The organism is Paeniglutamicibacter sp. Y32M11, from assembly GCF_019285735.1.
GTDB lineage: Bacteria > Actinomycetota > Actinomycetes > Actinomycetales > Micrococcaceae > Paeniglutamicibacter.
The window spans coordinates 3,204,781-3,231,310 of record NZ_CP079107.1 but is presented as its reverse complement, the minus strand read 5'-3'; the positions used below and the strand labels follow the sequence as shown (position 1 = coordinate 3,231,310).

Sequence of the window (26,530 nt, the reverse complement as noted above, 5' to 3'; positions counted from 1 at the left end):
CATCTTTTGATGCCGGGGTCCGGACCACGTATTTCACAACGCCTGGACAGTTGGTGGACCTGCGAATTCCTTCCAGCCACTAAGCCATGCTCCGGTCAATTACTCTTTCAGTGAGGTCAATTCCACGTGTCCCCAGTCCGTGCACGCCTGACTTTACGGAACCCCGAAGCGGGCACGGCTACAGCAGTGGTCTCAGCATGAAGAAATTTGATTCAGCTCGCATCTCGCTGACTCCCGCGCCGGTAGAGGCGCCAGGGCCGACGCACCGGACCACCGCCGAGCTCAAGCTACGCAAGGGTGCGGGCCGGCACTATGCCACCCAGTACCTCATCGCTGAAAACACTGCGGTGTACCTGCTGCGCACCAATGGGCTATGGGCGAGCGTGCAGCACGGCCAGACCTTTGGATGGCTCCCGACCCAGTGCCTTGAACGCCTTGAGGCCCCGCGATCCAAGCCTCAGATCCCTGCACGACCCGTGACTGGCAGCAACGCAGTCGGTCCCACCGCGGCAAGTGCCCCCGAGATCCCGGACGAGGACTTCATTCCGACCCACCGCAGTACCGCGGATCTGAATCTGCGTAAGGGATCCGGTACCAATTACCCAGTGCTGCGTGTTTTGGCAGCGAACATCCAAGTGCGACAGATCGACGAATTGGGAACTTGGGCCAAAGTCTCCACGGGAAAAGATGTCGGTTGGGTTCCGAGCGCCTACCTCGCGAGAATCAATGTCCGTCGTCCCGCCACCGGGATCGAACCGATGTCTCCGACGGAATTCACCACCACCGTGCGCCTGAATGTCCGTAAGGACGCGGGGGACAGGTTCGCCGTATTACGCATCCTCCAGCAAGGAACCCTGGTGAGGGTTAATGGGAAGCTCGGTCCGTGGCGCAGAATCATGTTGGACCAAGAAACAGGGTGGGTTCCAGCAAGCCAGTTGCAATTGCGTTATGTGGTTTCCAAGACCCCGGTTACGGTCACCGAAACCACCCTCTACCGTGGTGCCTCGGCCAACTATCGAGCGCTGGCTCAGCTGCCTGCTGGTGAACAGCTTGAAGTCATGGCCAGCCGCGGGCAATGGACTAAGGTACGTGCCGGTCGCCTCGAAGGCTGGGTTCACAGCACTCATCTGGGCTAAGCGAATCGCTGGGCCTGCTCCGCAAGGGAGATTGGGTCTTAGGTATTCGACAATAGCCGAAAGAGGCGGTGATCAAAACGCAATGCGTTTTGATCACCGCCTCTTTGGCGTTCGGAGAATTCTAGTTACGAGCTACTCCCACGTGGTTGGTTAAGCTCTACGCGGTCGCCTCGCGTTGCTCGCCAACGGTTGCTGATTCCTGGTCTTTTTTGGCCTCAAGAACTACCGAAGCCGGAGTCGGAAGTTCTTCCGGAGTATTGCCTTCACCAGATGGGGTCGATCCCGGTGTTTCGGTTCGCTCATCACGATCGGACCAGATCTTGGTGATGGACCAGGCAACAGCCACCAATGGCACGGCCAAGATGGCACCCACCAGCCCGCCGAGAACCGTACCTGCGGCCAGCGACAACAAGATCACTAGGGCGTGAAGGTTCAGCGCGTGGGCCATGACAACCGGCTGCAGGAAGTTACCTTCCAACTGGTTCACCACGATCACGGCACCGAGGACGATCAGAGCCACCAGTGGTCCGTTGGTGACCAAAGCGATTAACGTGGCCAGAATTCCGGCGAAGGTGGCTCCGACCAACGGAATGAAGGAGCTCATGAACACCACAACACCCAAGGGTATGGCCAGAGGAACACGGAGGATCAGCAGGGCTGCGGTAATGCCGATGGCGTCAACTGCCGCCACGGTCGCTGTTCCGCGCATGTATCCACCGAGTGTCTCTACCGTGCGTTCACCGGTGGAGAGCCAACGATGCATCTGGTGATCCGGCATCCAGGAGAGGAAGAACTGCCAAATCTTGTCGCCGTCCTTGAGGAAGAAGAACAAGATGACCAGCAGCAGCACTAGGCCGGTAAAGAAATTTCCGGCCGCAGACAACCCGTTGAGCGCGCCAGCACCAAATTGTGAGCTGGTGAGGAAGCTCGTGATTTGAGTGACTGCCTGGTCAACCTGATCGCTGGAGATGGTGAGGGGCAGCTGATCCAGCATTCCTTGGAGCTTGCCGAAACCTTCAATTCCCTTATCAACAAGGGTTGGCCACTCGGCCACCACTGAATAGACCAGTGCAGTGCCGATGCCGCCGAGAACCAGCAGAGTGCCGAGGAAGACCACCCATGCTGCCAGCAGCGCAGACATGTACTTGCGCAACAGCCGTACCAATGGCCAGAGAGCGCAGGAGAGGATCAATGCCAGCAGAATGGGCAGGGCAATGAGGCTGAGCTTTAGTAGGGAAAATACAACCGCAGATGCCAAGACGATAACCACAAGTAACTGGACCGAGCGCGTGGCAACGCGGCCCAGTGGGTCGATCCACATCCCTGAGACTGTGTGTTTCGGCGTGCTAGAGACGGGCAGAGCGGCGGCACCTTCGGGTGGCGTGGCTGAACTCGTCCGCACCTTCCTCTTCAGGCCTAACTTCGGTGACATCAATTGACTCCTTGAAATTGGCAACTTCTCCACTCTATGCAATGCGACGACAGAGCGGCTACCGAACACTACTACTTTGCAAAAAGGTTAGGCTAATAACATCCTAGTGGGCAGCGCATGTGCTGTCGCAGGATGAATCTGAATAGTACTTGTGGGGAACGTAAATGATCTGGTCAAGTCCACGTCCGCAACTCGGGTTCAAGCGGGTAGCGGTGGTTCTATTGGTCGCACCGATTGTTGCACTTGCGCCCTTAAACCCTGTTCAGGCGCAGCAGATTCCTTCCAGTGGTGTTAACGCCGCTGAGTTGATTTCCTCGTTGAAGGAAACAACGCTGCAATCGGGTTTAACGGTGGCGGCAGCAACAGTTCGAACGGTACAAACCACTACGAACCTTAATCTACGCGCGTCCCCTTCGTCCTCGAGCAAAAAGCTCGCAGTGATGCCCAAAGGCACCAAGCTAAGTGTCAGCGCAACCAATTCTGGTTGGAGCCAGGTGCGGTACGGAGGCAAGACGGGGTGGGCCTCTAACGACTACTTGCGCACTGTCGCCAAAGCCATAAGGGCCGGTGAACTTGGCAAGACCACTGCCGAGCTAAAATTGCGACAAAATGCGAACACAGTGTCTAAGGTGCTGGCCACAGTCCCAAAGGCGGGGATCTTCACTGTCAAAAGAATTTCCGGTGGTTTTGCCCAAATCATGCGGCGTGGCAAAACTGGCTGGGTCCAAAGCACATATCTTTCTACCGTTGCCCAGAAGCCAGGCCGCGAGATTTATATTGATCAAAAATACACCTCAAACCGCGCAGGTCTGACCGATAGATACTGGACCAAGATTTCTGGAGGTGACCTCCGGCAGAGTGTCAATGGAAAAATTCTCATTGGCGATATCCCACGTAATTCGGTGGTTTATCGAGACTTGAAGCTGGAAAAGACTGCTGGTTCCGTGAGCGGCTGGATCTTTGTTCATACTCAGGGCATGACTGGGTGGATGAAAACAAGTCAGCTGTCCCGCAAATCGACGGCAACTACGAAGCCAAGCAAATACACGGCAAAGCAGGTACTGGCCCAAACGAACGGGAAAGTTCCGGAAAAGATGCTCGCTGCAATTGCGTGGGATCCCGAGAAAACACTGATCGCCTCACCGGCGCTCAAAGACCTGAATCGGCTTAACGCGGCCTTCAAAAAGAAGTTTGGCAAGAATATTGATATTGACCTAGCCTACCGAACTCGGGCAACTCAGGATGCCTACTGGGTCAAGCTCGGCCCCTATGTCGCTGCGCGCCCCGGCACGTCAAACCATGGTTGGGGTACGGCCATTGATATGACAGAAACCTATAACTATTCATTCCGCGGCAAATACTTCAAGTGGCTGAAGGCGAATTCCAAGAATTACAACTGGGTGCACCGCAAGATCCTCGAAGAAGAATCACCCTACGCCGAGGCTTGGCATTTTGACTATGTAGGACGGTAGCGGAAACGCAAGAAGGGGCGCGATCGATACGACGAGTGGTGGGACCGCCTAGGCCGGGTTGTAGGTGTTTATCCGTGCCGACTCGCTCCGGGTTCTCCTATTTACAGAAGTGGCTGCGGTTCTCATCCCCTAGGGGATGAGAACCGCAGCCACTTCTTCTTAGCTGTTCGAATTAGCCAGCCACGTAGAACAGTCGCTTGTTCACAAACTCATCCATGCCTAGCGGACCAAGCTCGCGGCCGAAGCCTGAACGCTTCACGCCGCCAAACGGCATCTCTGCACCCTCGGCTGATGGTGTGTTGACGTTTGCCATACCCGATTCAAGACCGGCGGCGACCTTGGCTGCGCGGGAAGGATCCGTGGAGAATACAGCGCCACCGAGTCCGTACTGAGTGTCGTTGGCCAACTCGAGTGCTTCCTCATCCGAGGTCACCTTGTAAACAACTGCTACCGGGCCGAAGAGCTCTTCGTAGTAGGCACGCATGTCCTTGGTAATTCCGGTGAGCACGGTCGGTTCGAGGTAGGCGCCCGGGCCCTCATGCAGGGTGCCACCGGCGTGCAGGGTTGCGCCCTTGTCGACGGCGTCCTTCACCTGAGCTGCGAGTGACTCGGCAGCCGCGCGGGAAGACAGCGGGGCGAACGTTCCAGCTACTTCTTCGGCCGGATCGCCCGGAACCAAATCGGTAGCCAGCGCGGTCAGCTCGGAGACGAAGTCGTCAAAGATGTCCTCCATGACAATCATGCGCTTATTGGAGTTGCAGGCCTGGCCGGTGTTCTCCATGCGCGTTGCCCATGCGGTCGCCGCATCGGCCTTGATATCGGCAGAGTCGAGGATGACGTACGGGTCAGATCCGCCCAATTCCAGAACTGCCTTTTTAAGGTTGCGCCCGGCTTGCTCGCCGATAATGGCACCGGCGCGCTCGGACCCGGTCAGCGAGACACCCTGGATGCGGGGGTCGGCAATGATCGTGGCGATCTGATCATGGGAGGCAAAAACATTGTTGTACACGCCAGCTGGCACACCCGCATCATCCATGATTGCCTGGATCGCCAAAGCAGATCGCGGGCAGGTCTCGGCGTGCTTGAGCACAATCGTGTTACCCAGCATCAGGTTGGGGGCCGCAAAACGAGCGACCTGGTAGAAGGGGTAGTTCCACGGCATGATGCCCAACAACGGGCCGACGGGCAGGCGCTCAATGATGGCCTTGCCACCGCCGAAGGTCTTAACTTCCTGGTCTGCTGCCAGGCCCGGGCCTTCGGTGGCGAAGTACTCGAAGATGTCTTTGCAGAATTCTGCTTCACCCTTGGACTCGGAGAGCGGCTTACCCATTTCCGCGGTGGCGATTGCGGCCAACTCGTCGGCTCGCTCGGCGAATAGCTCACCCACGCGTGCCACGATCTTGGCACGTTCGTTGATGTCGACGTTCTTCCACGCCTGGTAACCGCTTTCGGCGGCGGCGAGAGCTTCCTGAATATCGGTGTCGGTGGCCGTGGCGAATTCCTCGAGAATTGCTCCGGTGGCTGGATTGAGGACTCGGTATCCGGGGGCGGTCGGCGTCTGGGCGGTGGAAGTCACGGCCATGCTCCTTTTGGTGGTCGTTGGGCGGCAAGGCTGTATCTTGCGCGCCACGTACCCATCCATCATGTCGCGAAAGTGGCAATTTGTGAAGGCCGTCACGCGCCGATCGTATCGATATCCGCCGTAAGCGAATTACTTTCTGTGGTTTTTCGTTGAAAAAAGCCAGAAACCCTACGGAATCATTGTTAGTAGGGTTTCTGGCTGTGGATCTGGTGCCTACGTAACCGGTGGTCAGCTGAGACTAGAGGTTGCTGGAGCCCTCTGGAATGGTGATCTTGTCGATCAATTCAAGCTCCTCGGGCGTGAACGAGGTGTTGGTGAGTGCGCCAAGATTCTCGTCCAACTGAGCCGTCGAGGAGGCTCCGATCAGCACCGAGCTCACTCCACCGGCCCGCAAGAGCCAGGAGATAGCGAGCTGGGCCAGCGACTGACCGCGTGATTCCGCAACAGTCGCCAAGGCTCGGGCCTTGGCGAAATTTTCCTCGGTGAGGTGCGCCTGTACGGAGTTGCGACCGCCGGCGGGAGTGGCCGCATCATTGCCGAGGTACTTATTGGTCAGCAGGCCCTGCGCCAGTGGAGTGAAGGCGATAGATCCCATGCCATGTTGACTCAGCGTGTTGAGAAGCCCGTCCTCGACCCAGCGGTTCAGCATCGAGTACGACGGCTGATGGATCACCAGGGGGGTGCCCAACTCCTTGGCCACTGCTGCTGCCTGTGCGGTGCGCTCAGGGGAGTACGAAGAGATCCCGACGTAGAGCGCTTTGCCCTGGCGTACCAAGGTATCAAGTGCTCCGATGGTCTCCTCAATGGGGGTGTCCAAATCGGGGCGGTGCGAGTAGAAGATATCCACGTAGTCAAGACCCATGCGGGACAGGGACTCGTCCGCGGATGCCAGGATGTATTTGCGTGATCCCAGGTTTCCATAGGGACCTGGCCACATGTCCCAGCCGGCTTTTGAGGAAATGATGAGTTCATTGCGGTAGGCCTTGAAGTCGGTGCGCATCATCCGGCCGAAGTTCTCTTCTGCAGAGCCATACGGAGGGCCGTAGTTATTGGCCAGATCGAAATGGGTGATGCCGTGATCAAAGGCGTGGCGCAGGATTTCGCGCTGGGTGTCGAAGGGCCGGTTGTCACCGAAATTCCACCACAGTCCCAAGGAAATCGGGGGAAGGATAAGTCCCGAGGTGCCCACGCGGCGGTATCCGGTGGATTCATATCGGTCAGCTGCAGCCAGATACGGTGCGTGGGTTTCTGGGATGGGGGAGTAACGGAGTTCTTCGGCCATGGGGTGGGTGTTCTCCTGGATTTCGTGGGGAAGGCGGAAAGTTAACATTGCGTCCGCGGATCCCATTCTTGCCCCACATTCCCGTCACGTCCACGGTATTGGGCTTCGGCATGCGGTGATGCGGTCCAATATGCAGCAATGTGACTTGACTCCGAGTGGAAGGCAGAAAGGTTAAAAGTGAAGAACCGGTCGTGACGGCAAAGGAGGTGAAACTCCGCCGCGACCGGTTCTTCTGATCATCACTCGCACCTTGAGAAGGTAGTTACTAGCCTAAAATGGGAAGCTGTGTGGAAGCTGGGCGAATGGTGTCATTCAGCTTTGAGTCAGTAATTCGACGGTGGATCCGAAGCAGGAAAAGACTCGTCTTCCCATTCCTGCACCAGCGCCTCGTCGTGCTCGCTCGATACATGCTCCGGCTTTTCAGTGGGTTTTTCTGCTTCTTCTACTTCGTCGCCGACTGGTTGTTCACTCATCACGCGTGCTCCTTAATCCCTAGAACGTGCGGACTCTTGGCCAGCACAACCGATACCTTCAGTCTGGTCCCAAGGGAGTTTATTGTCGAGGGAAGTGAGGGAGGGCAGAGGAAGGAAAGCGGCACCTTTGATCTGCCTGTGTGAACAAAATGGACTTCTGAGCTGACGGTGAGTCCTTTTGCGGTGCCGAGCCCTCATTGTGGTGTGCAGAGCCTTAGCAGTCCCGGCAGTCAGTCGGTGTTGAAACCGAGACTTGGCGGGAACAACCAAGCATCGATTGCTGGCGCTAGAGAGCGACTGTACTCCTCAGTCATGTGTACCGAATCTCGACGCACAACATGGTCCCCAATTACGGAAGGGCAAATTCCGTTAGGTAGGCAGAACCACAACCCAGAGTCTATGAAGGAGCGGCCCAGATCCTGAGTGACGATCTGAGTCTTTTTGCTGGTGTCTAACCATAAGTCGGAGACAATGGATGCGCAGTCCGAAGGGGAACTGAATTTGTTCGCACACGATGCAACGTTTACTCCTTCGGGTGGCGGAGCCAGAACGAACACATTCTCAATTTCCGCCAACTCTTTGATTGTCCCTTCTGCGCCAACCGACCAAGTCGTTGCGATATCGCCAGCAGCCGGAAGTTCTTTCTTGAGCGCAGACGCCAAGATAACAGTAGTGGGATTTAGATCCTGAATTTGATCCAATGCCCAACTTCGAAAACTTTCACAGCGTTCATACTCTGATCCATCAGTATCGTAAACGGATACTGATGCGTAAGGGCATCCCACTTTGGCAAATACTGCGAGGTTCCACCCTTCATGCTTTTGGACGACATTCCAAAGTGCAGGAACCCAGTTCATTGCCATGGAATCACCGAATACAAGCAAGGTGTTTTCAGCTTGCTCATCACCAAGGATGCAACTTTCGCGGGCTTCGTAACGATTGTTCCAGCAGTTATCTGTTAATATTGATTCCTTGCTGTTTCCGGCCATGTTTACTGCGGGTGACAGACCTTCCCAAGAATCGGTCTCGATTGCCGCCAACGCTTGATGCTGGATGGACTTCACTGCTGTCTCAGCAGCGCGGTTTTCTATTTGATATTCCAATCCGGCGGAAGCAGTCGATTCAAAGGGGACCCTTGAACTCATTGATGCGGCGGCTGTGATGACCACTGTTAGAGCCAGCCCCGCTGCCACGACGGAAGCTGCCTGGCCAGTCCTAACGGCTCCTGCACTGCTCTTTGGGCTTCGGTGTTTGTCTCTATCTTTTGAGGGTTTCTGGTATCGGAATGCCTGTTCCACGAAATGGTAAGTAATTACCGACAAGATCGTCGTGGAAAAGGCTACGACGCCAAGGTACACGAAGCTCCCGCTTGGCATTACTGCTGCGGTGAGGCCAATGACAGGCCAATGCCATAGATAGAGCGAATAGGAAAGATTCCCGATGTAACCAACGGGCTTTGACCTGAGAATCGGCAATTGAACACCTCCCTTCACCCCGGTCCCCGCCGCAATGAAAACAGCTGCCCCGACCGCAGGCAAGAGTGCCCACGGCCCAGGGACTGAGTTGCCCGGATCGATAAGGATGACTGCTGCGGCGATCAATGCCAACCCACTTATGCTGAGAGAAATTCGAACCAGCCTAGGCCAACTCTGAGCCGTCAGCTTGACTGCCAAGATGGCAATCATTGCGCCGAGCATGAATTCAAAAGCTCTTGCAGTAGTAGAAAAGTAACTTGTGACTGGCGACGCCGCTGTCGAGATGCAAGCCCACGCAAACGATAGTATTCCGACCACCGCAACGACGTAGAGCATCACACGTCGCATTGGCCTGGGTGAGTTTCTAGAGAGAAGGTAAGCACCTAGGATCAATAGTGGCCACACTAGGTAGAACTGCTCCTCCACCGACAAGGACCAATAATGTTGGAACAAGGATGCTTGACCATCGGAGAAGTAGTCTGTGCCGGCTCTTGCGAAATTGATATTTGACATGAGGAATAGTGCCCAGAGTGCATCAACGCCCGTACTTTGGGCCCTGGCCTGCCAGAAGATCAACCACGCGGCCAAGCTTCCAACCAAGAGCACTAGGATTGCCGCCGGAAGAATCCTTCGAGCGCGCTTTACATAGAACGATGCAAACGAAATCCTCCCATTGGCCTCAATTTCCTTAAATAGATGCCCAGTAATCAGGAATCCAGAAATAACAAAGAAAACATCCACACCGATGAAACCGCCGTCAAGCCCTCCAGGCAATTGCTGGAAAATTCGCATGTGATCCGCGATCACAAGAGTGACTGCAATTGCCCTCAAGCCTTGGATGTCTACCCGACTTGATGAGGCCCTAATTGCGAGCTTATTTCGAGTTATTTGATACGTCATTGGGCCTCTATCGCTCTCTTCATTTCGACGGTAAGTCTACCTTGCGAAATTTTGGAATCCTTTTAGCGGATTTTGTGGTCAAGCATTGATGGGCAGCGCTGAGACATCTCCGCCGCTGGTCAAATACGCAGGTAGGGCCCCTTCGCTAAGGGAGTGCTCAGACCGCATCACGCTGTGGATGGTGTCATGTTCGGGAGCCGACAGTGCTAATGGCCCGGACACGATCCCTGCATATTCGAACAGCTTGTAATCGTTAGGAGAACCGGTGGCCAAGACGACACCGGGATGGGATTAGTAATCGGGCGTGAACGCGGTTGTAACCGTTACTTCGGTGTCAATGATGCGAAAAGACGCTGCGCGCACCGTCCTGCCCGACCTTAAAGAACGTCTAGCTGTTGTCACCGGCAAGGGTCAGGGTTTCGGCCACGTTGGAATCCGCCCACGTTCCGCCGACGATGCGGCGCAATCGCTAGGTGACCGCCTGCATGAAGTTGACCGTCAACTGTGCGGATCGAAAAATATAGCACATGCTCCCGGGCGTAATTGAGTTGTCCGTACATGCCGCACCGATGGAACCAGCCGAATTGCCCACGCCCTCTTGCGGCGTGCCTTGATCCCACCGTGCGTCAAAATTTGCACCAACGATAGGCTCCACACTCGCCTCATCGAACCTTGACGACAGATACAGACGGCCATATACAACGACACCAATTTCGGGGAAGGTTACGGTGTGCTGGCGCAGTGAAATTGTGGCGATCCAGGCATAGCTAATGTTCGCCCGTGGCGGTGCGCCGGTCGAGGTCGATTCTAATGAGCTTGCCGGGAGCGGGCGAACACCATCTGCATTCCTCAGGGACTGCCCGTAGTCACCCAGCATCCCGAATGCCTCGAATGCCGGAATGTACCGTGCCCATTGCCAAGACCGTGTGCACGCGAGGCCAACTGACGGACCGAGTGGAGATCGACTTCCGCCTGCGTCCTAGCACCCATGGAGATCGGGGAGTTCTGCGAGAGGCAGGCCGCGCACACCGGGGTATTGAGCCCGGACAGGTTCAACGCGATCATCAATGTCAGCAACGAAGCACGACATGATCGGTGGTGTAGTTGAGCCCAAAGTTGATGAGCAGAAGATTAGGGAGGACCGGACAGATCTGCGCCATGCAGGTCTATGACAGGACAGGGCTATGCCGGGGGCCGATTCGTTGTAAACGGTGAACTTGGGATTGAGTCGGGCCCTGTCTGCATTAGCTCCAAAGCTTCGTGAGTCTCAATGGTGTTGTTCCATACCATCAGTTGCGCGGGTCGTTCCGGCCAAAGGTTAGGCAGTGCCTGACCCTACGAAACTTCAAACCATTCGGTGTGCGAGGCGCCTTTCGAGTCCCCTGCGAGGGCGAACACCACTTGGCATTTTTCACGCATATCCCAAGCTTTCGACTTAGGTTCGGTGACAATGGTCGTGGACTGCGCTAGCAGGAAGGATAGCGATGCTCCCGACTCTGAATACCATCAAATCTCAAGCCCGCTAAATGGAATAGCACCCGATTCAGGGACATCGTTTGCAACTACCTCCCATCGAACGGAGCCAGCCGTGAACAGGCTGAGCGCGCGTAGGCGGCCAGCTGCAGCGATAACACTGAGCGTTGAAACTGTTTTAAAATTACCTCCGATCATTAGCGGATCGTTCCCCGGTTGGCGCATCCGGATGGCCGATTTTCCTCGCCGCTGAAAGCTGCAAACCGCCGCAGGGTCGGGGGCAGATAGCCGGGGCGTTGATGGTGACCAAAAAACGATCGCTTATTGTTTCGTTGCTCGACGAATTCACGGGGGCTAGGCAATGGTAAAGTGACCCGGTTGTCCGTGTTCCTAATTGGAGGTCGAGTTGGGTTTTTTGCGTGTCTTCTTGGCGTTGGCCGTGATTTCTGCCCACACGAGTGAGGTGCTGGGATTCCCTCTGGTTTCTGGGCGTACTGCCGTGGAATGCTTTTTCGTGATTAGTGGCTTCTATATGGCCATGGTGCTTGAAACCAAGTACCTGAGGGTTGCATCCAAGCCATGGATTACATTTATGAAATCTCGGCTGGTCAGGCTTTTTCCAGTTTACCTGCTAACGATTGCTGCAAGCATTTTGCTCATACTCCTGGGTGGGAATATTTTTCTAGGCCATTCGGTGTTCCCCATCCGGGATATGTTCGAGTACCCTCTGACTACTTGGCTGCCAATAGTTATCTCGAATATAACCATCGTTACTCAGGACTGGTCGCTCTTCGCAGCCATAAACCCAGAAGGATCACTACACTTTACCTCCGATTTTCGCTCAGCTGAGGCCCCCGCCTACCAGTACTTTTTGGTGCCACAAGCATGGACCGTTGGACTTGAGATCACGTTCTACCTTCTGGCACCCTTACTTGCGCGCCGGAGCACTCGGACACTGATCGGCCTACTCTTCGGGTCGATTGCCTTGCGGGTCATATGCGGCATGTTTTTCGGCCTCCGCGCCGACCCATGGTCATATCGTTTCTTCCCGTTTGAACTGTCCATCTTCATTGCCGGGATGCTCGCCTACCGCTTCCGCTCCTACATTCCCGCTGGGACACCACGGTTTCTTCCCCTCGGGACGGTTCTTCTTGCGTTTTTGGCGATGCCCTTCCTCAAAGCCGTCCCACCCGTGTACCTGCTGGCAACCCTGGCTTTCCCATTGGTCTTCGCCCTGTTTGTCCCCGCCATCTTCGAGAGCACCAAGAAGTCAGCCGTCGACCGATGGATAGGCGAGCTCTCTTATCCTGTCTATCTCGTACACATCTTGGTCATTAGCGCTTTCGCCTCGGTAGGGCTGCACCTTGATGGCGCGACTGCCATCGTTGCGTCGTTGGCGGCGGGAATAATCGTGGTCTTGGCGTTCGATAGGCCTTTGGAAGCAAGACGGCAGCGGGGACTCGAGCGCACGTTTCGACAGGCCGGCATCGTGGGACAGGAATCTGGAGTTCGTCCGACTTCCCCCATCCGCTAAGCGACTCTGACGGGCTCGGTCCACACGTCGACGCAGTACCTGCGCCGGGAGCAGCACGTCCTCGGTATATCGTGCCCATTTGTTATATGGCTCCGTCGGCGGCGCTTTCACGCCGACACCCAACGTCGCCCTTTAAAAGAATGAGCACCGGTCGGAAGACTGGGGGGAATCTTTAGTCCGACCGGTGCTCTCATCACTCGCACCTTCATGGGGCGTCTATAAATTTATTCGGTGAACCTTTGAACCGCCTGCAGGCGAACAGTCAGTGCTGGGTGAAATCAAGCGCGCATGATGAGTGCGTCACCTTGGCCGCCGCCACCGCAAAGTGAAACCACGCCGGTGCCCGAACCTCGCTTGGCCAACTCCATTGCTTGGTGAAGAACCAGGCGCGCACCCGAAGCACCCACCGGATGACCTAACGCAATGGCGCCGCCCTGGAGATTAATGCGCTCCGGATCCACACCCAAGTCCTTAGCCGACTGAAGTACCACCGAGGCGAAGGCTTCATTGATTTCTATGAGATCCACATCTTCGATGGCCAGGCCGTCCTTAGCCAGCGCGGCGAGGATCGAGGTGCTCGGCTGGGAATGGAGTTGTCCGTCAGGTCCAGCGGTCTGCCCGTGCGCCCCAATTTCACATAACCAACTCAGCCCGGCTCGGCGGGCAGCGCCCTTAGAAGCGATAATCACGGCTGCCGCGCCGTCCGAAAGTTGCGAGGAAGAACCAGCGGTGATCGTGGCACCCGGATCCTTGGAAAACGCTGGACGCAGGGACGAAAGCTGCTCTTCGGTGGTTTCGGGGCGCACGCCTTCATCAACCGACACCACCACGTCCGCGCCTCGGCGCTGGGTAATCGTGATGGGCGCGATTTGGGACTCGAAGATTGACCGGGCAGCCTCTGCACGTTGGTGCGATCTAGCCGCTAAAGCATCTTGATCCGAGCGCTTGATCCCGAGCTTGGTGTTGCCCGTCTCGGTAGCCGAACCCATCAACTCACCGGTGAATGGGTCGGCCAGGCCGTCATGGTTGAGCGAATCCTCCATCATCTTGTCACCCATCATCATCCCGGACCGCATTCCACGCACCAGGTGTGGAGCGTTTGTCATCGACTCCTGGCCCGCGGCAACGATGAAGTCGGCTTCCCCCGCGCGGATCATCCTGGCGGCATCAATCACCGCCGTCAAACCGGAAAGGCAAAGCTTGTTGATTGTCACCGTGGGGACTTCCCAGCCGATGCCGGCCTTTAATGCAGCCTGGCGCGCCGGACCCTGGCCGGATCCGGCCAGGATGACCTGGCCCATGATGACGTGGTTAATATCCGTGGCCGAAACCCCGCTACGCTCCAGGGCTGCCGTAATGGCATGGGCTCCCAAATCGACGGCTGAAAGTGAAGAAAGTGATCCTCGGAATTTTCCAAAGGGAGTGCGTGCCCCGCCAACAACCACGGGAGTTAGATCATCATTCAAGGCGTTTCCTTCGCTTGGGTAAAGGGAGGTTCTGTGCCATAAGCTCACTATTATGCCCTCTGCAGTGAACCCGGTTGATGCCCAGACTATCTACTTCGACGCCAGTAGCAACGGTTCCCCACCGGTTTTGTTACTGCACGGTTCTGCACTGTCCCGGTCTATCTGGCGCGGGCTGGGATATGTGAAGGCCTTGGAACCGGAATTCGACACCATCCGGATGGACCTGCGCGGTCACGGACGTTCGAGTAAACCGCACGATCCGGCTTCCTACGCCATGGATTTGGTCGTCGCCGATGTGCTCGCCGTGCTTGAAGCTACCGGCCATGAATCCGTGCACGTCGTAGGTTATTCATTTGGCTCCCGAGTCGGCTTGTCCCTTGCGATTAACTACCCAACGAAGGTGCGCTCCCTGACGATGCTCGGTGGTACACACGCCATCGAGGCTCAACACATCAGTACCCTCTTCTTTGACGGCTATCTTGAAGCCTTAAAAACCGGAACCATGGATGCCTTCGTTGCCGGCATGGAATCAGATGGTGGCAAGCTTGACCCGGCCACTCGACTGGCCTTTGCCTCCAATGATGCTTTGGCCTTGGCCGCATATTTTGAATCCACCGAGGCGGGAAATGCGGTCAGTGAGATGTTGCTGGCGCAGTTGGCTACTCCGACACTGCTGATGACCGGGACCCGGGATGTGCCACGCATTGACCACTCTCGCACCATGGCCTCGGTCATGCCCAACGCCCGGATGGTGGAACTGGTAGGGCGCACTCACGGCGGCACGCTGTTTCCTCCCGAACCCATTCTGGAGCAACTCTTGCCGTTTCTACGGGTAAACCCGTAGTCCACGTCCATTGGAGCCTCGGAGCAAGTAGCCGGCAATCGAGTTCTTATGTGCTTCAGTCGGTGAGACTTAACAATCCCGGCAGATAGGGCACTAAGCGGGGTGCCGGTAGACTACGAATATTTGATCAATTACGTGGGGGTATCTTGGAAGCGCACTGGATCGTGTTACTCGTGGGGTATCCACTCGCCTTATTTGCACCGCTCATCGCTATGCGGTGGCTTAAAACCACACGGCTCCCCATCTCGGATCGCGGGGACAAGCGCATTACCGGAGTTCTGCGGGTCGCCGTACTGGCCTCACTAGTGCCAGCCCTGATCCAAGTGATGCAGGTCGAGCGAAGAGCTAACACTCTCCTCGATACGGTTGGATCGACGCGACAGTCCGCGATGGCTTCCATGATTCTGGTTGGCATCTTACTGGCGATGTGCGCTTTTTATGCGACATCGCTGATGAGTCGCATTGCCCCCCGGCCGGGCGTCCTACTCGTTGCACTACTTCCATGGGTTATCAGCTGCATCAACTCATACGCGACTCACGCTTCCTTTAGCTACCAAACGTTGGTCTACCCGACAGTGGTCATTTTCCTTGGTGCCATCAAACCAACAATCTGGCCCCTTCGAACACTGGCGCATGCAACTGTTGCTATTGCTGGGGGTTCTATCTTGATGGCACTGCTTGTGCCTGGACGTGCATTCCTGCATGGATACAGCGGCAATATTTCCTTAGCGGAGAAAGCCATCATTGGTGACAATCTACTTGCGGGCCCGTTTAACCACTCCAATATCTTGGGAGTAATGCTTGGGCTGGGGGTGCCGACCATCTTTCTCATGCGGCGGAAAGGGGCACGACTGCTGGGTTTCGCAGTCGTGTTCTGGGCGCTCCTCTGGTCAGCGTCGCGGACCGGGCTGGTAGCTGGCGGAGTTGGCATGGCAACCTACTGGATCATATCCATGCTCAGGAAAGGCAGGGTGAGGAGTGGTCTTTCCTGCGCAATTCTGCTCGCCGCATCGGCTTTGGCCATTCTTATCCCGGTCAGTACAGACGACCCGACAGCCTTTTCACTGCGCGGACAAATTTGGTTAGGAAGCGCTGAATACCTGACCGGGAACTACCTAACCGGCAACGGTTACTCGTGGTACAGCGCCATCAGTGCCGAGGAAAATTCCCTGATCGACATTGCGTTCAATGGTCATAACCTTTATGTCCACATGATGAGTACAGGCGGGCTCGTCCTGACGGCAAGCGTGGCGATGCTGCTAATACTCGCCTCCGTTAGAGCGACCCAATACGCACGCCTTGGAATCAATTTCCCGGCTGCCTATATGGCAACATTCTTCGTGACAGCCTGTCTTGAAGTAGCCGGGCGGTTCCGTGACTTCGATTCAATGTTCCCGATTGCGATCATACCGATTCTGGTTATCTGCGTTTCCAGACCGAGGGAAGCTGTGCGTCCGCAGACTCGCGGACGCACAGCTATAGCCAGACTAGACGACAGTTCCCATCGCGTCCCGCCAGCCTGAATGCCCCAATATAGGCAGATAGGTGGGCTAGGCGGGCGTTGCCAAGAAGTTGTTGAATCTTGGTGGCGTTGCCCCAGCAGAGTTAGCCCTAAGCCCGACCTTTTGCGCGGTGTTCATTGCGGCGGGGAGGGTTCCTAGGGTGTTGCTGATGATCTGAGTGGTTCCCACATATACCGTTGCTGTGTTCCCGGCGACGGTTACCGTGACTTCACTCGGTGTAGTGAGTGCCGCTTCCGCCGACTGGATCGCGGCGGTAGCGCCGTCCACCACTCGGTAAAGGAGACCCTGTCCGGTTGCGTTGAATCGAACTCCGATGAAGTTGCGGTAGTCCACCCAGCGCACAATGATTCCGGCACTGGTAGAGCTACCCAGATCAATCCATGTCCTGACGCGGAAGTCTGGTGATCCAAGGTCGGTACCCCACACGCACTGGTCTGCGGACGACGAACCTGCGGTGAGCGTCATCATGTTGGAGGCGATGCGGAACCGCGTTGAAGGTGACCCGTCTGGGTCGTAGTACTGTACCCACGACGCGCCGGGGGTGTTAGCGGTGTCGGCGCGGTCGAAAGAATCCGTAACAACACTAGATACCCCAGGTCGGCGCAATGGATCGAACGCGGCTTCCACCATGTCTAGCCGGTACATGCGCCAACCTTGGTCAGCGATGCGGTATCCAGTCGATCCTGCATTCGTTTCCGTGGCCACCTGTAGCTGTATCCAGACCAGTCCGTCATAGTCTCCGAGCAGCTCGAAACGGAATTCGTGGGCATTGTTGTATGACTTTGTTGGGGCGTATAGGTCGGCCACTTCGGTAAAGATCACACCATCCCTGATGGTTCCACCACGTACTCGAAATGCTAGCCGCCCCATGTCCGGTCCATGCTCGGTGAGGATTCGGAAAGCGTACTTACCTGTCACCAGTCGATTCTGGAAAGCAATATAGTCACCCTCTTGACCGACGTAGTTTGTCCGCACCACACCGCCCAGCGCCGCAGGTTGCACCTCGACGCCCCAGGGGCCGGTGGATAGCGTTCCGGCCGGATTCAGTTGAGGTAGATCGGTCCACACGATTGTGGGCTGCGCGGACACCGGCTTCTGCCCGTCCGTGGGGACTTGCTCCAGCCTTCCCCCGGACGCAGTTCGAAGCACCGCAGGCCGCGTGCGGGTAGCCATGACGTTGAATACACCGGCAGCAGCGTCGCTGTTGCCGTTCTGGTTCCCGGAGTAGAAAATATATTTCGCCCCGTCCGGTCCTTCACACCCGTGGAGATCTGCAACTTGATCCACTTCGGACGGGCGCGAGCGGCGGATAAATGAGCGATTAATGTCCAGAATTTCCCAGGTGTCATCGGTAAGATTCCCGTTATTTACCGCCCGGTATCCGTCTGTAGGCATGACCGTCTGATGAGTTCCCGTGCCGTGGAAGAGCATGAGCCACTGATCGTTTTCGCGGACCACGTACGGCCCACCACCCATGCCGATTCCGAATGGTCGTAGTGACTGCAAAGCATCCTCACGGACTTTGACGAATGGTCCTAGGGGGCTTGTGCCAATAGCGACCCACGTTTGCCACATGAACTTGGTTAGACCATTGGTGGTGCCTGTCCATCCCGCCTCGATGAACATCACGTAATCACCGGGGCCACGCTTGATGACAAAGGGATTTCCTGTGCCTGACGTTGGCCCCGTATTCCCGATGGGTGCGCTCATGACAGGAGTTGAGCGAACTGTCCAAGACAACCAATTTGCCGTTGTTGCCGTTGCCACCATGAGGTTCTGGGTCGTGACATTTCCCCCCGTAAACATAGAGATTTGAACCCTCTACGTAAAGTGCCGCGTGGTGTATCCCTGTGATCCCAGTTGGTTCAGGGGCGGACCATGCCGTCGGATTCGTAGGGTCCGAGTTGCTTGCGCATGTTCGGTGCATGAGTCCACTTCCCGGAAGGTTGTAGATCATGTGGTATTGACCGTCTACGAACTCAACGGACGGTTCTTGACCAGCGAATAGTCGTGAGCGGGATGACGGAGTTGCGCCCGCCTGTACATGGGCAAATTCCGACGAGAAAGCCATGTTTCCATTACCGTCTTGTGTTGTCGCTTGGTCATCAATTGCGGCGGATAGTGCAGTGGCGATGAGAGGGCTCATCCCTGAAGGCGTAGGGTGATCGACTGCGGAGTCAGCTTCGAACGGGGCTAATTCCAGCGGATGCGAGGAGCCCATTTGGCATCACCAATACGGAACTTTGCGGTTGAACGGCAAACGCGCCACTGTTGAGCTGTGAGGCCTTGCCGCGGTGAATCCGAAGATTCGCTTCCTGGGAATTCCGGGGACCCAAAACTTGGATCGCGGGGCAGCATCCACGGATGCTCGTAGCCGCAGAATCGGTTCGACCCCAAGATCCTCAAGCGCGTCAGATTTCAGCGTCTCGAAGTTAATGGCGCTGCGTTCCCGCTACTCGTGGGCTTCAAGCTCTGTCACGGCAAAGGTGCTAACCAAGTCCCACTTGAGCGAGGCGGCAAGCCTCGCTGTCGTGTTAAGAACCTCGGGATGCTGGCGGTCAATCACGACCACAAGAATCGCCACAGGCAAAGCCGATCTTGCTTCTGAGTCGTGGTCGATAATGTAGTGCTCCGCAGTCTGAACGGGTTCGTTTCGGGCAGCTTGGTTTGCCCAGTACGAGTGAAGTGACGCTATGACCGGCGGTGAAAAGCACCAATGGCCCGAGGTTTGGCCTGCGTCCCACCTTCCATTGGCCACCGGCCTTGACGGGGCGGGAACGCGGGTCAACACTCAAAGAATGGATGACTCGAGCGCAGCGGTCGCAATCACCGGACTTCAGGTGAAACGCGGAAAGACACTAGTGTTGCCCCACCTTGATTTACAGGTACCCCGCGGGGAAGTGGTGGGATTATTGGGTCCCAGCGGTTGTGGCAAATCAACGTTGATGCGTTCGATCGTGGGCACACAAATCATTTCCTCCGGTGAAATCACGGTGCTGGGGGAGCCCGCCGGATCCGTGGGGCTCCGTCACCGCGTGGGCTATATGACCCAAGAAGCAAGCATTTACGACGACATTACGGTCAAGGCCAACCTTTCCTACTTCGCCAAGATCGTTGGTGCCGCAGCACCTCAAGTCCCCGACATCATCGAACGCACCGATCTGGGGTCGGTGGCAGATTCAATGGCGCGAGATCTCTCCGGAGGTCAACGCAGCAGACTCTCGCTCGGCATCGCGCTGCTGGGCAACCCTGAACTCTTGGTCTTGGATGAACCAACGGTTGGATTGGATCCGGTGCTGCGGGTTTCCTTGTGGGAACTTTTTGCCGACTTGGCATCCAATGGGGTGACCTTGTTGGTATCCAGCCATGTGATGGATGAGGCTACTCGTTGTGGTCGACTGATCTTGATGCGTGAGGGTCGCATTATTGCCAGTGATACCCCGGCTGGCCTTTTGGAGCGCACCGGAACTTCCACGGCCGAGGACGCGTTTCTGGCCTTGATACAAGGAACAGATGAGGCAAAGCTGCCTCCGGCAGGGAAGCACCGGGCAACAGGGGCGACATCATGAAACTCTCGAGAATCCTTGCTACGGCAGCACGGGTACTGAACCAAATACGCCACGACCACCGCACGCTGGTCCTGTTATTGCTGGTCCCCGCACTGCTCGTGGGGCTGGTCGCCTGGATCTTTACCGATACCCCGGTCTTTGCGCGCATTGGCCCGGCGATGATTGCACTCTTCCCCTTTATCGTGATGTTCCTCGTGACGTCCATTGCGACCCTGCGCGAGCGGCGCAGCGGCACCCTAGAACGATTACTATCACTGCCCATGGGCAAGGCCGACTTCATTCTGGGTTATGCGCTGGCCTTCGGGCTGTTGGCCATTGTGCAGACGGGGATCGCGGTGGGATTCGCTGTGTGGGTTGCGGGGCTCGAGGTCAGTGGCAACGTGGGCCTACTCTTCATGGTGGCCATCGCTGACGCGTTGCTGGGCACCGCATTGGGGTTGCTGGCCAGCGCCTTTGCCCGCAGTGAATTCCAGGTAGTCCAATTTATGCCGGCCCTAGTCTTCCCGCAGATCTTGCTCGGTGGAATTTTCCTACCGCGCGAGCAACTGCCCTCGGTGCTTGAAGCCATTGGGGATGTGTTGCCACTGAGTCACGCTATTGATGCCTTGACCGCCGTGGCCAACGGAGATACCGATACCGGATACATCTGGGTGCGCATCGGGTTCATTGCTGCATGGATCCTCGGCGCCATCATTATCGGTTCACTGACGCTGCGTCGCCGAACAGCCTGAGTCGGCGGCGCCGGCGTGGTGCCGAAGGCTGGATAATGGGGCTGGTGAGCGAGCAAGCATTCAACAAGTCTTTATCCCCAGCGATAACGCCCTTTGATCTAGAGAAGATCTCCGCAGGACTGGTCTTTGCCGGGTCGCTGCCCGAACTGGAAGCGGTACTTCAGGACGGGGGAGAAGCCGCCACAGCACTGATCCAAGCACCTCCCGGAACGGGTAAGACCACGTTGGTGCCACCATTGGTGGCCAATGTTGCTGCAGCACGGGCAGGTTCCCCGGTGCGCATCATCGTGACCCAACCGCGCCGCGTGGCAGCACGCTCGGCAGCCAGGCGCCTAGCCGTGCTGGATGCTAGTGGGCCGGGGTTGAAGGTGGGATTCACCGTCCGTGGTGAGAACACCACGGGTTCGGGCACCATCGTGGAATTTGTGACCCCCGGGATCCTGTTGCGTCGGCTCTTGGCCGACCCCGGTCTGGACGGTATCGCAGCGGTGATCATTGATGAGGTCCACGAACGTGGCCTGGAAACCGACCTGCTACTTGGCATGCTGCGCGAGGTCCATGAGCTGCGCGGGGATCTGATGCTGATCGCCATGTCGGCAACTCTTGATGCGCCACGTTTTGCTCAGTTGCTCGGCAACGCGGAGGGCACGGGCCCTGCTCCGGTGATTGATTGCCCCTCGGCATTGCACGAACTTTCCATTCAGTGGGAGCCCGCCGCTGCCCCCAGATTGACTGACCGTGGGGTCTCCCGGACCTTCCTGACCCACGTAGCTGCCACGGCAGCCTCGGCCCACGCTCACGCCCTGGAATCCGATCCAGGCATCGACGCACTTGTCTTTGTGCCCGGGGCCTGGGAAGTAGCGGAAGTTGCCGCGCAAATCCGCACCTATGCACCGGGGACCGAGGTTTTGGAGCTCCACGGGCAGATCACCGCCGCCATGCAGGATAGAGCGGTCTCCGGGCGGGAACCCGGTGGACTCCCACGCATTATAGTTTCCACCTCCTTGGCAGAATCCTCACTGACCGTCCCCGGAGTGCGCTTGGTCATCGATTCGGGCCTAGCCCGCGAACCACGACGGGACGCGGCACGCTCAATGAGCGGGCTGGTCACCGTCTCGGCCTCGCGAGCCTCCAGCATCCAGCGCGCGGGACGTGCTGCCCGTCAAGGACCGGGACGCGTGGTGCGCGCCTTTGCCGAAAAGAGCTTTGCCGCTGCCCCCGCGCACGCCCGGGCCGAAATCACCGTCGCCGATTTGACCTCCGCGGCCCTGACCCTGGCATGCTGGGGCGCTCCGGGCGGCGCCGGTCTACACCTGCCGGAGGCACCGCCAGCCTTGAGTCTGCAATCTGCCACCCTGGTGCTTGAACACCTCGGCGCCATTGATGCGTCGGGGCACGCCACCGCGCTGGGTAGGCGGCTGGCCAGTATTCCAGCGGACCCACGCTTGGGCCGGGCGTTATTAGATGGAGCCCCATTGCTGGGGAATAGCACCGTGGCACAGGCCGTGGCCCTGCTCGCCGGAGACTACCGCGCCCAAGGCGCAGACCTAGGTGCATTGCTCTCAGCCTTGCGCAATGGGGGACACCCACAATCCGCTATCTGGAAGCGTGAAGCAGCACGCTTGGAATCCCTGATCAAGCGAGCAGCACCGGCGGCGGGCTCCGTAGCGCCGAGCGATCGCAGTCTTGTCGCGGGATTGGAATTGGGCACCGTGGTAGCGCTTGCCTACCCCGGTCAGGTGGCACGCCGGGTGCAACACGCAGCTGGCGCCACGTACCTCTTGGCTTCCGGAACTCGTGCCGGGCTACCTGCAGGAAGCCCGTTGGCTCACCACCCTTGGATTGCCGTGGCCGAGGTGGCCCGTGCAGCCGGCCGTGACGCGGCGGGTACCGGGGCGCTAATCCGTGCCGCAGCACCACTGGATGAGTCAGTTGCCCTATTGGCCGCCGCGCACCTTGAAAAAACCGAAGTCACCACCACCTTTGCCCGGGGCAAGCTCAACGCCCGCAAGGAACACCGCCTAGGTGCCATCGAACTAGCCAGCACACCGGTGGCTCCAACCCGTGCGCAGGGCAGGGCCGCGGTGCTTGATGCCCTGCGTGAAAACGGTCTGGGGATGCTGAGCTTCTCCGAGAGCGCATCCCTACTGCGTAGCCGCCTGGCCATGGTGCACCGCATCCTTGGTGATCCGTGGCCGGCAATGGATGACGAATCGTTGCTGGCGGGTGCGGAGAACTGGCTGGCCCCGGAACTTGAGGCGCTCGCCGGCGGAAAGTCTCCCGGATCCTTGAATCTGACCGACGCCCTGCGCCGGTTACTGCCCTGGCCCGAAGCCACGGGCATGGATGAGTTGGTGCCTGAGCACCTCACGGTACCCAGTGGTTCGAGGATCCGCATCAGCTACCCTCCTCTTGACCAGCCCGAGGCACCTCCCGTGGTGGCCGTGAAATTGCAGGAATGCTTTGGGCTGGCAGTTTCACCTGCACTGGTCAAAGGCCGAGTTTCGGTCCTCTTCCATCTGCTGTCGCCGGCCGGGCGGCCGCTGGCCGTCACCGACGATCTGGCCTCTTTTTGGTCCGGTCCCTACGCGCAGGTGCGTGCCGAAAACCGAGGACGATATCCCAAGCATCCTTGGCCCGAAGACCCTTGGACTGCTCCAGCAACTCGACATGTCAAGAAGCGGATGGGCTAGCAAGTTCGTACGGGGCCTCCCCACACATCGTGTGGGAAAACCCCGTACCAGAAATCCACCCGCAGGGGTGGACTCTTCGGTGCGAAGGAGTCACACTCCTTCTGTGGGAGGCGTCCAGTTTGGGGCTGGTCGCCTTCTCGGCGCAGGTTCGGTGCCTGGGGGGCGCCCTTGTCCGCTTTTTAATCCTATTTGATCCGATGGGTGTATTTTGAATCCAGCATCATAACGTTCCCGTAACGGTATTTTCCGTTCACAAGAAAGCTTAAGCTGATGGGTATTTGTACCAGAAAAAATATCGGGATAGCGAAATATCGTTTTTTCTAAGAAAATATCGTGCCGAACATACGCGGTGAACTTGTTGGCGTTACGAAGAGAAGCAAGTCCAGGGAGTTCGTGTTGTGTCACGTTGAGAAAATCATCGTCATGACCAGTGCCACGGAGGCCACCCTGAAAGTTGTTTTGAACCACCGTATACCTTGGGCAAGCGAACGGTAAGCGTGCCAATGGTCGTGGCACGGTCTGGACGAACGTCGGCCAGGTGATGGGCCAGCGGCATCCACTGATTCGCCGCTTCGCTCGGCTGGTTCATGCGTGGTCGGGATCTCGTAATGTTTCTACGGTCGTGCCCTTTGACCGCGCCGCTTATGCCACCGGTAGTGGCCGAAAGAACAGGCGAGTCAGCCATACAGCCTTAGTATCGCTGTCGACCTGTACCCGGTCGGGATCCAAGAACTAGACCTCCCTGCGGGCAATACTCAGGTGGTGAATCCCGGTAAGTGCCAGAAATAGATTCAGGACAATGTCTGGAACCCGGCGGCGGGTAGCAGGGGATCAACCGATCTGCAGGAGTTCCTGGCTTTGGTTCCAGAGTTCTGCGCAGAGCGATGCATCATTGGCCTGCGGGTTTGTTGGGGCGACCTTGCGGCGGGTGAAGAATTCACCGGAGGGCCAGGTTTTCCCGCGGTCCTCCGACGCGAGCCAAATCAGCGTATCGGCGCCCTTCCGCGGGCTTGCGAGGAACTTGGAGATGAACCAATTGCCGTAGATGCCTTCCATCGATGCGCCGGGGGCGCGGGAAAAGCCGGTGCTGACGATCCCCGGGTGGAAAGACGCTGAGGTCAGTCCCTGCGGCCCGAAGCGGCGATGCAGTTCTCGCGTGAACATGATCTGTTCGAGCTTGGCATTTCCGTAGGCACGCTTGGGATCGTAATAACGCTCGGCGTTCAGGTCGGAAAGATCCACGTTGCCGTAAAGCCGGTTGGCCACGCTCGAGGTATTGATGACCGTCGCGCGGGAGGCGACGAGTCGGTCCAGCAAAAGATGGGTGAGGAGAAACGGGGCAAGGTAGTTGACCTGGAATGTCATCTCGAAACCGTCGGTCGTCTCCTGGCGCGCGGGGGTGAAGATGCCGCCGGCATTGTTGGCCAGGACGTCGATGCGTGGATACTTTTCCAGCAGCAGTGCCGCCAAATTGCGGACCTCGCCAAGATCGGAGAAGTCAACGAGGAAGTAATCGGCGTTGATTTCCCGGGCGACGGAAGCGGTCCTTTCTTGGTTCCTGCCCACGACGACCACTTCATGGCCTTGGCGGCCGAGCGCACGTGCAGCCTCCGCCCCGATTCCATCACTCGCCCCGGTGATAATGATCGTTTGTCGTCGCATGTGTGTGCCTTTCACCGGGGGAGCGGGGTAACAACCCCGCTTCGAAGCCTACTCGTCCGGCCGGCGGCGCGTGGCCGTAAGGATCGCGGAGCGGTCCTTGGCTCGGATCGTGCTTCGCGATGCGCCGGATTCTCGAGCGCACTTCCACCCCCGATCCGCATAGGCGGCACTGGGTCCGGTCACAGCTCTGGCATACCCCTGCCATCTACTGTAGTTATCAATTCACCAGGTGCCCCCGCGGGGGCCGCAACCAAGAGCTTAGGACCCCATCACATGGCCATCCAGCATTCGAACGCCTCGTCCACCTCGGGGCACCCGAGCTACCGGGGCCGGACCCTGCCGCGGCCCGATGAAGACCTCGAGGACCAGGGGCTGGGCTTTGACGTCCAGATGCTGCTCGGGCGCCGCACGGCGCTGAAGGCCTTGGGCGCCGGCGCACTGGTCTTCACTCTGGCGGCATGTACCACCACCGGTAACTCGAGCGCCTCCAGCTCGGCCACCGGCACGGCCTCCGGGGAAATCCCCGATGAAACCGCCGGCCCTTACCCCGGCGACGGCTCCAACGGGCCCGACATCCTGGAACAAAGCGGCATCGTGCGCAGCGACATTCGGACCAGCTTCGGGGACGCCAGCGGGACCGCCGCGGGAATCCCGATGACCATCGAACTGAACATCAAGGACATGGCGAATTCCTCGACGGCCTTTGCCGGGGTGGCCGTCTACGTCTGGCACTGCGACCGAGAGGGAAACTACTCGATGTATACCGCCGCTGTTGAGGAGGAAAACTACCTCCGCGGTGTGCAGGTGGCCGACGCCAACGGCACGGTCCGCTTCACCAGCATCTTCCCGGCTTGTTACACGGGTCGCTGGCCGCATATCCACTTTGAGGTTTACCCGGACGCCGCGTCGATCACCGACGCCACCAAGGCCATTGCCACCTCCCAGGTGGCGTTGCCGAAGGATGTTTCGGAGGCCGTTTACGCGACCGCCGGCTACGAAGCCTCGGTGCGGACTTTGGCCCAGGTATCCCTGGAGAGCGACGGCATTTTTGGCGACGACGGCGGTGCCAGCCAGCTGGCCACCGTTACCGGGGATACGGGCTCCGGCTACACGGTGGTCCTGGACGTTGGTGTGGATACCGCGACAACCCCCGCCGCCGGCGGCATGGGCGGTGGTGGCGGGATGGGCGGCGGAACACCGCCCATCGGCGCACCGGGCGCTCCGGGCTCCAGCAGCTAGCCCCCACCAGCTAAAACTGATGGTGCGGTGGCCAGCGGGATATC

At 57.9% G+C, this 26,530-nt stretch carries 17 protein-coding genes; 9 read left to right on the top strand and 8 right to left on the bottom strand.

The genetic code is table 11. The annotated features are described in order from the left end of the window. Positions 1-197: 197 nt before the first annotated feature. Positions 198-1,136: an SH3 domain-containing protein gene (locus KUF55_RS14325; protein WP_218817018.1), complete on the top strand. Its 939-nt coding sequence runs from the start codon at positions 198-200 to the stop codon at positions 1,134-1,136. A gap of 157 nt (positions 1,137-1,293) precedes the next feature. Here KUF55_RS14325 and KUF55_RS14320 read toward each other — a convergent pair whose 3' ends face one another. Next, entirely contained in the window at positions 1,294-2,457 is a 1,164-nt protein-coding gene (locus KUF55_RS14320; RefSeq protein ID WP_255557063.1) for an AI-2E family transporter, read from the bottom strand. 275 nt (positions 2,458-2,732) lie between these two features. On the opposite strand from KUF55_RS14320, the gene KUF55_RS14315 reads away from it, so the two are divergent. Next, the gene (locus KUF55_RS14315; protein ID WP_218817016.1) at positions 2,733-4,040 is read left to right on the top strand and encodes an SH3 domain-containing protein; all 1,308 of its coding nucleotides are present in this window, start codon (positions 2,733-2,735) and stop codon (positions 4,038-4,040) included. Positions 4,041-4,212: 172 nt separating this feature from the next. On the opposite strand, the gene KUF55_RS14310 is transcribed toward KUF55_RS14315, so the two are convergent. The 4 genes from KUF55_RS14310 to KUF55_RS14295 form a co-directional block, all read right to left on the bottom strand. Further along, entirely contained in the window at positions 4,213-5,622 is a 1,410-nt protein-coding gene (locus KUF55_RS14310) for an NAD-dependent succinate-semialdehyde dehydrogenase (RefSeq protein ID WP_218817015.1), read from the bottom strand. 238 nt (positions 5,623-5,860) lie between these two features. Further along, complete coding sequence (locus tag KUF55_RS14305) at positions 5,861-6,904, bottom strand: aldo/keto reductase (RefSeq protein ID WP_218817014.1); 1,044 nt, start codon at positions 6,902-6,904, stop codon at positions 5,861-5,863. 323 nt (positions 6,905-7,227) lie between these two features. Continuing rightward, the gene (locus KUF55_RS14300; protein ID WP_218817013.1) at positions 7,228-7,377 is read right to left on the bottom strand and encodes a hypothetical protein; all 150 of its coding nucleotides are present in this window, start codon (positions 7,375-7,377) and stop codon (positions 7,228-7,230) included. Positions 7,378-7,607: 230 nt separating this feature from the next. Further along, on the bottom strand, positions 7,608-9,683 hold the full coding sequence (locus tag KUF55_RS14295) for an acyltransferase family protein (RefSeq protein WP_218817012.1): 2,076 nt from the start codon (positions 9,681-9,683) through the stop codon (positions 7,608-7,610). Between the two features lie 1,948 nt (positions 9,684-11,631). On the opposite strand from KUF55_RS14295, the gene KUF55_RS14290 reads away from it, so the two are divergent. After that, positions 11,632-12,759 carry an acyltransferase gene (locus tag KUF55_RS14290; RefSeq protein WP_218817011.1) on the top strand — a complete coding sequence of 376 codons (1,128 nt, stop codon included), beginning with the start codon at positions 11,632-11,634 and terminating at the stop codon, positions 12,757-12,759. Positions 12,760-13,037: 278 nt separating this feature from the next. Here KUF55_RS14290 and KUF55_RS14285 read toward each other — a convergent pair whose 3' ends face one another. Next, entirely contained in the window at positions 13,038-14,225 is a 1,188-nt protein-coding gene (locus tag KUF55_RS14285; RefSeq protein WP_218817010.1) for an acetyl-CoA C-acetyltransferase, read from the bottom strand. Between the two features lie 52 nt (positions 14,226-14,277). Between KUF55_RS14285 and KUF55_RS14280 the strand changes: the two genes are divergently transcribed. Continuing rightward, a complete protein-coding gene (locus KUF55_RS14280; RefSeq protein WP_218817009.1) occupies positions 14,278-15,069 on the top strand; it encodes an alpha/beta fold hydrolase in 792 nt (263 codons plus the stop codon). 305 nt (positions 15,070-15,374) lie between these two features. After that, positions 15,375-16,592: an O-antigen ligase gene (locus KUF55_RS14275; protein ID WP_218817008.1), complete on the top strand. Its 1,218-nt coding sequence runs from the start codon at positions 15,375-15,377 to the stop codon at positions 16,590-16,592. 27 nt (positions 16,593-16,619) lie between these two features. Here KUF55_RS14275 and KUF55_RS14270 read toward each other — a convergent pair whose 3' ends face one another. Then, positions 16,620-18,302, bottom strand: a complete 1,683-nt coding sequence (locus KUF55_RS14270) for a hypothetical protein (protein WP_218817007.1) — start codon at positions 18,300-18,302, stop codon at positions 16,620-16,622. A gap of 1,088 nt (positions 18,303-19,390) precedes the next feature. Between KUF55_RS14270 and KUF55_RS14265 the strand changes: the two genes are divergently transcribed. The 3 genes from KUF55_RS14265 to hrpB are packed head-to-tail and all read left to right on the top strand — an operon-like array spanning position 19,391 to position 23,585. After that, positions 19,391-20,161, top strand: coding sequence for an ABC transporter ATP-binding protein (locus KUF55_RS14265; protein WP_218817006.1), 771 nt, complete (start codon positions 19,391-19,393; stop codon positions 20,159-20,161). Further along, a complete protein-coding gene (locus KUF55_RS14260; protein ID WP_218817005.1) occupies positions 20,158-20,892 on the top strand; it encodes an ABC transporter permease in 735 nt (244 codons plus the stop codon). The genes KUF55_RS14265 and KUF55_RS14260 overlap by 4 nt, the downstream gene beginning before the upstream one ends. A gap of 44 nt (positions 20,893-20,936) precedes the next feature. After that, positions 20,937-23,585 carry an ATP-dependent helicase HrpB gene (gene hrpB / locus KUF55_RS14255; RefSeq protein ID WP_255557062.1) on the top strand — a complete coding sequence of 883 codons (2,649 nt, stop codon included), beginning with the start codon at positions 20,937-20,939 and terminating at the stop codon, positions 23,583-23,585. 831 nt (positions 23,586-24,416) lie between these two features. Here the strand turns inward: hrpB and KUF55_RS14250 are convergent. Continuing rightward, on the bottom strand, positions 24,417-25,247 hold the full coding sequence (locus KUF55_RS14250) for an SDR family NAD(P)-dependent oxidoreductase (RefSeq protein ID WP_218817003.1): 831 nt from the start codon (positions 25,245-25,247) through the stop codon (positions 24,417-24,419). Between the two features lie 273 nt (positions 25,248-25,520). Here KUF55_RS14250 and KUF55_RS14245 point away from each other — a divergent pair, with 273 nt between their 5' ends. Continuing rightward, positions 25,521-26,486: an intradiol ring-cleavage dioxygenase gene (locus tag KUF55_RS14245; RefSeq protein ID WP_218817002.1), complete on the top strand. Its 966-nt coding sequence runs from the start codon at positions 25,521-25,523 to the stop codon at positions 26,484-26,486. Positions 26,487-26,530 lie beyond the last annotated feature (44 nt).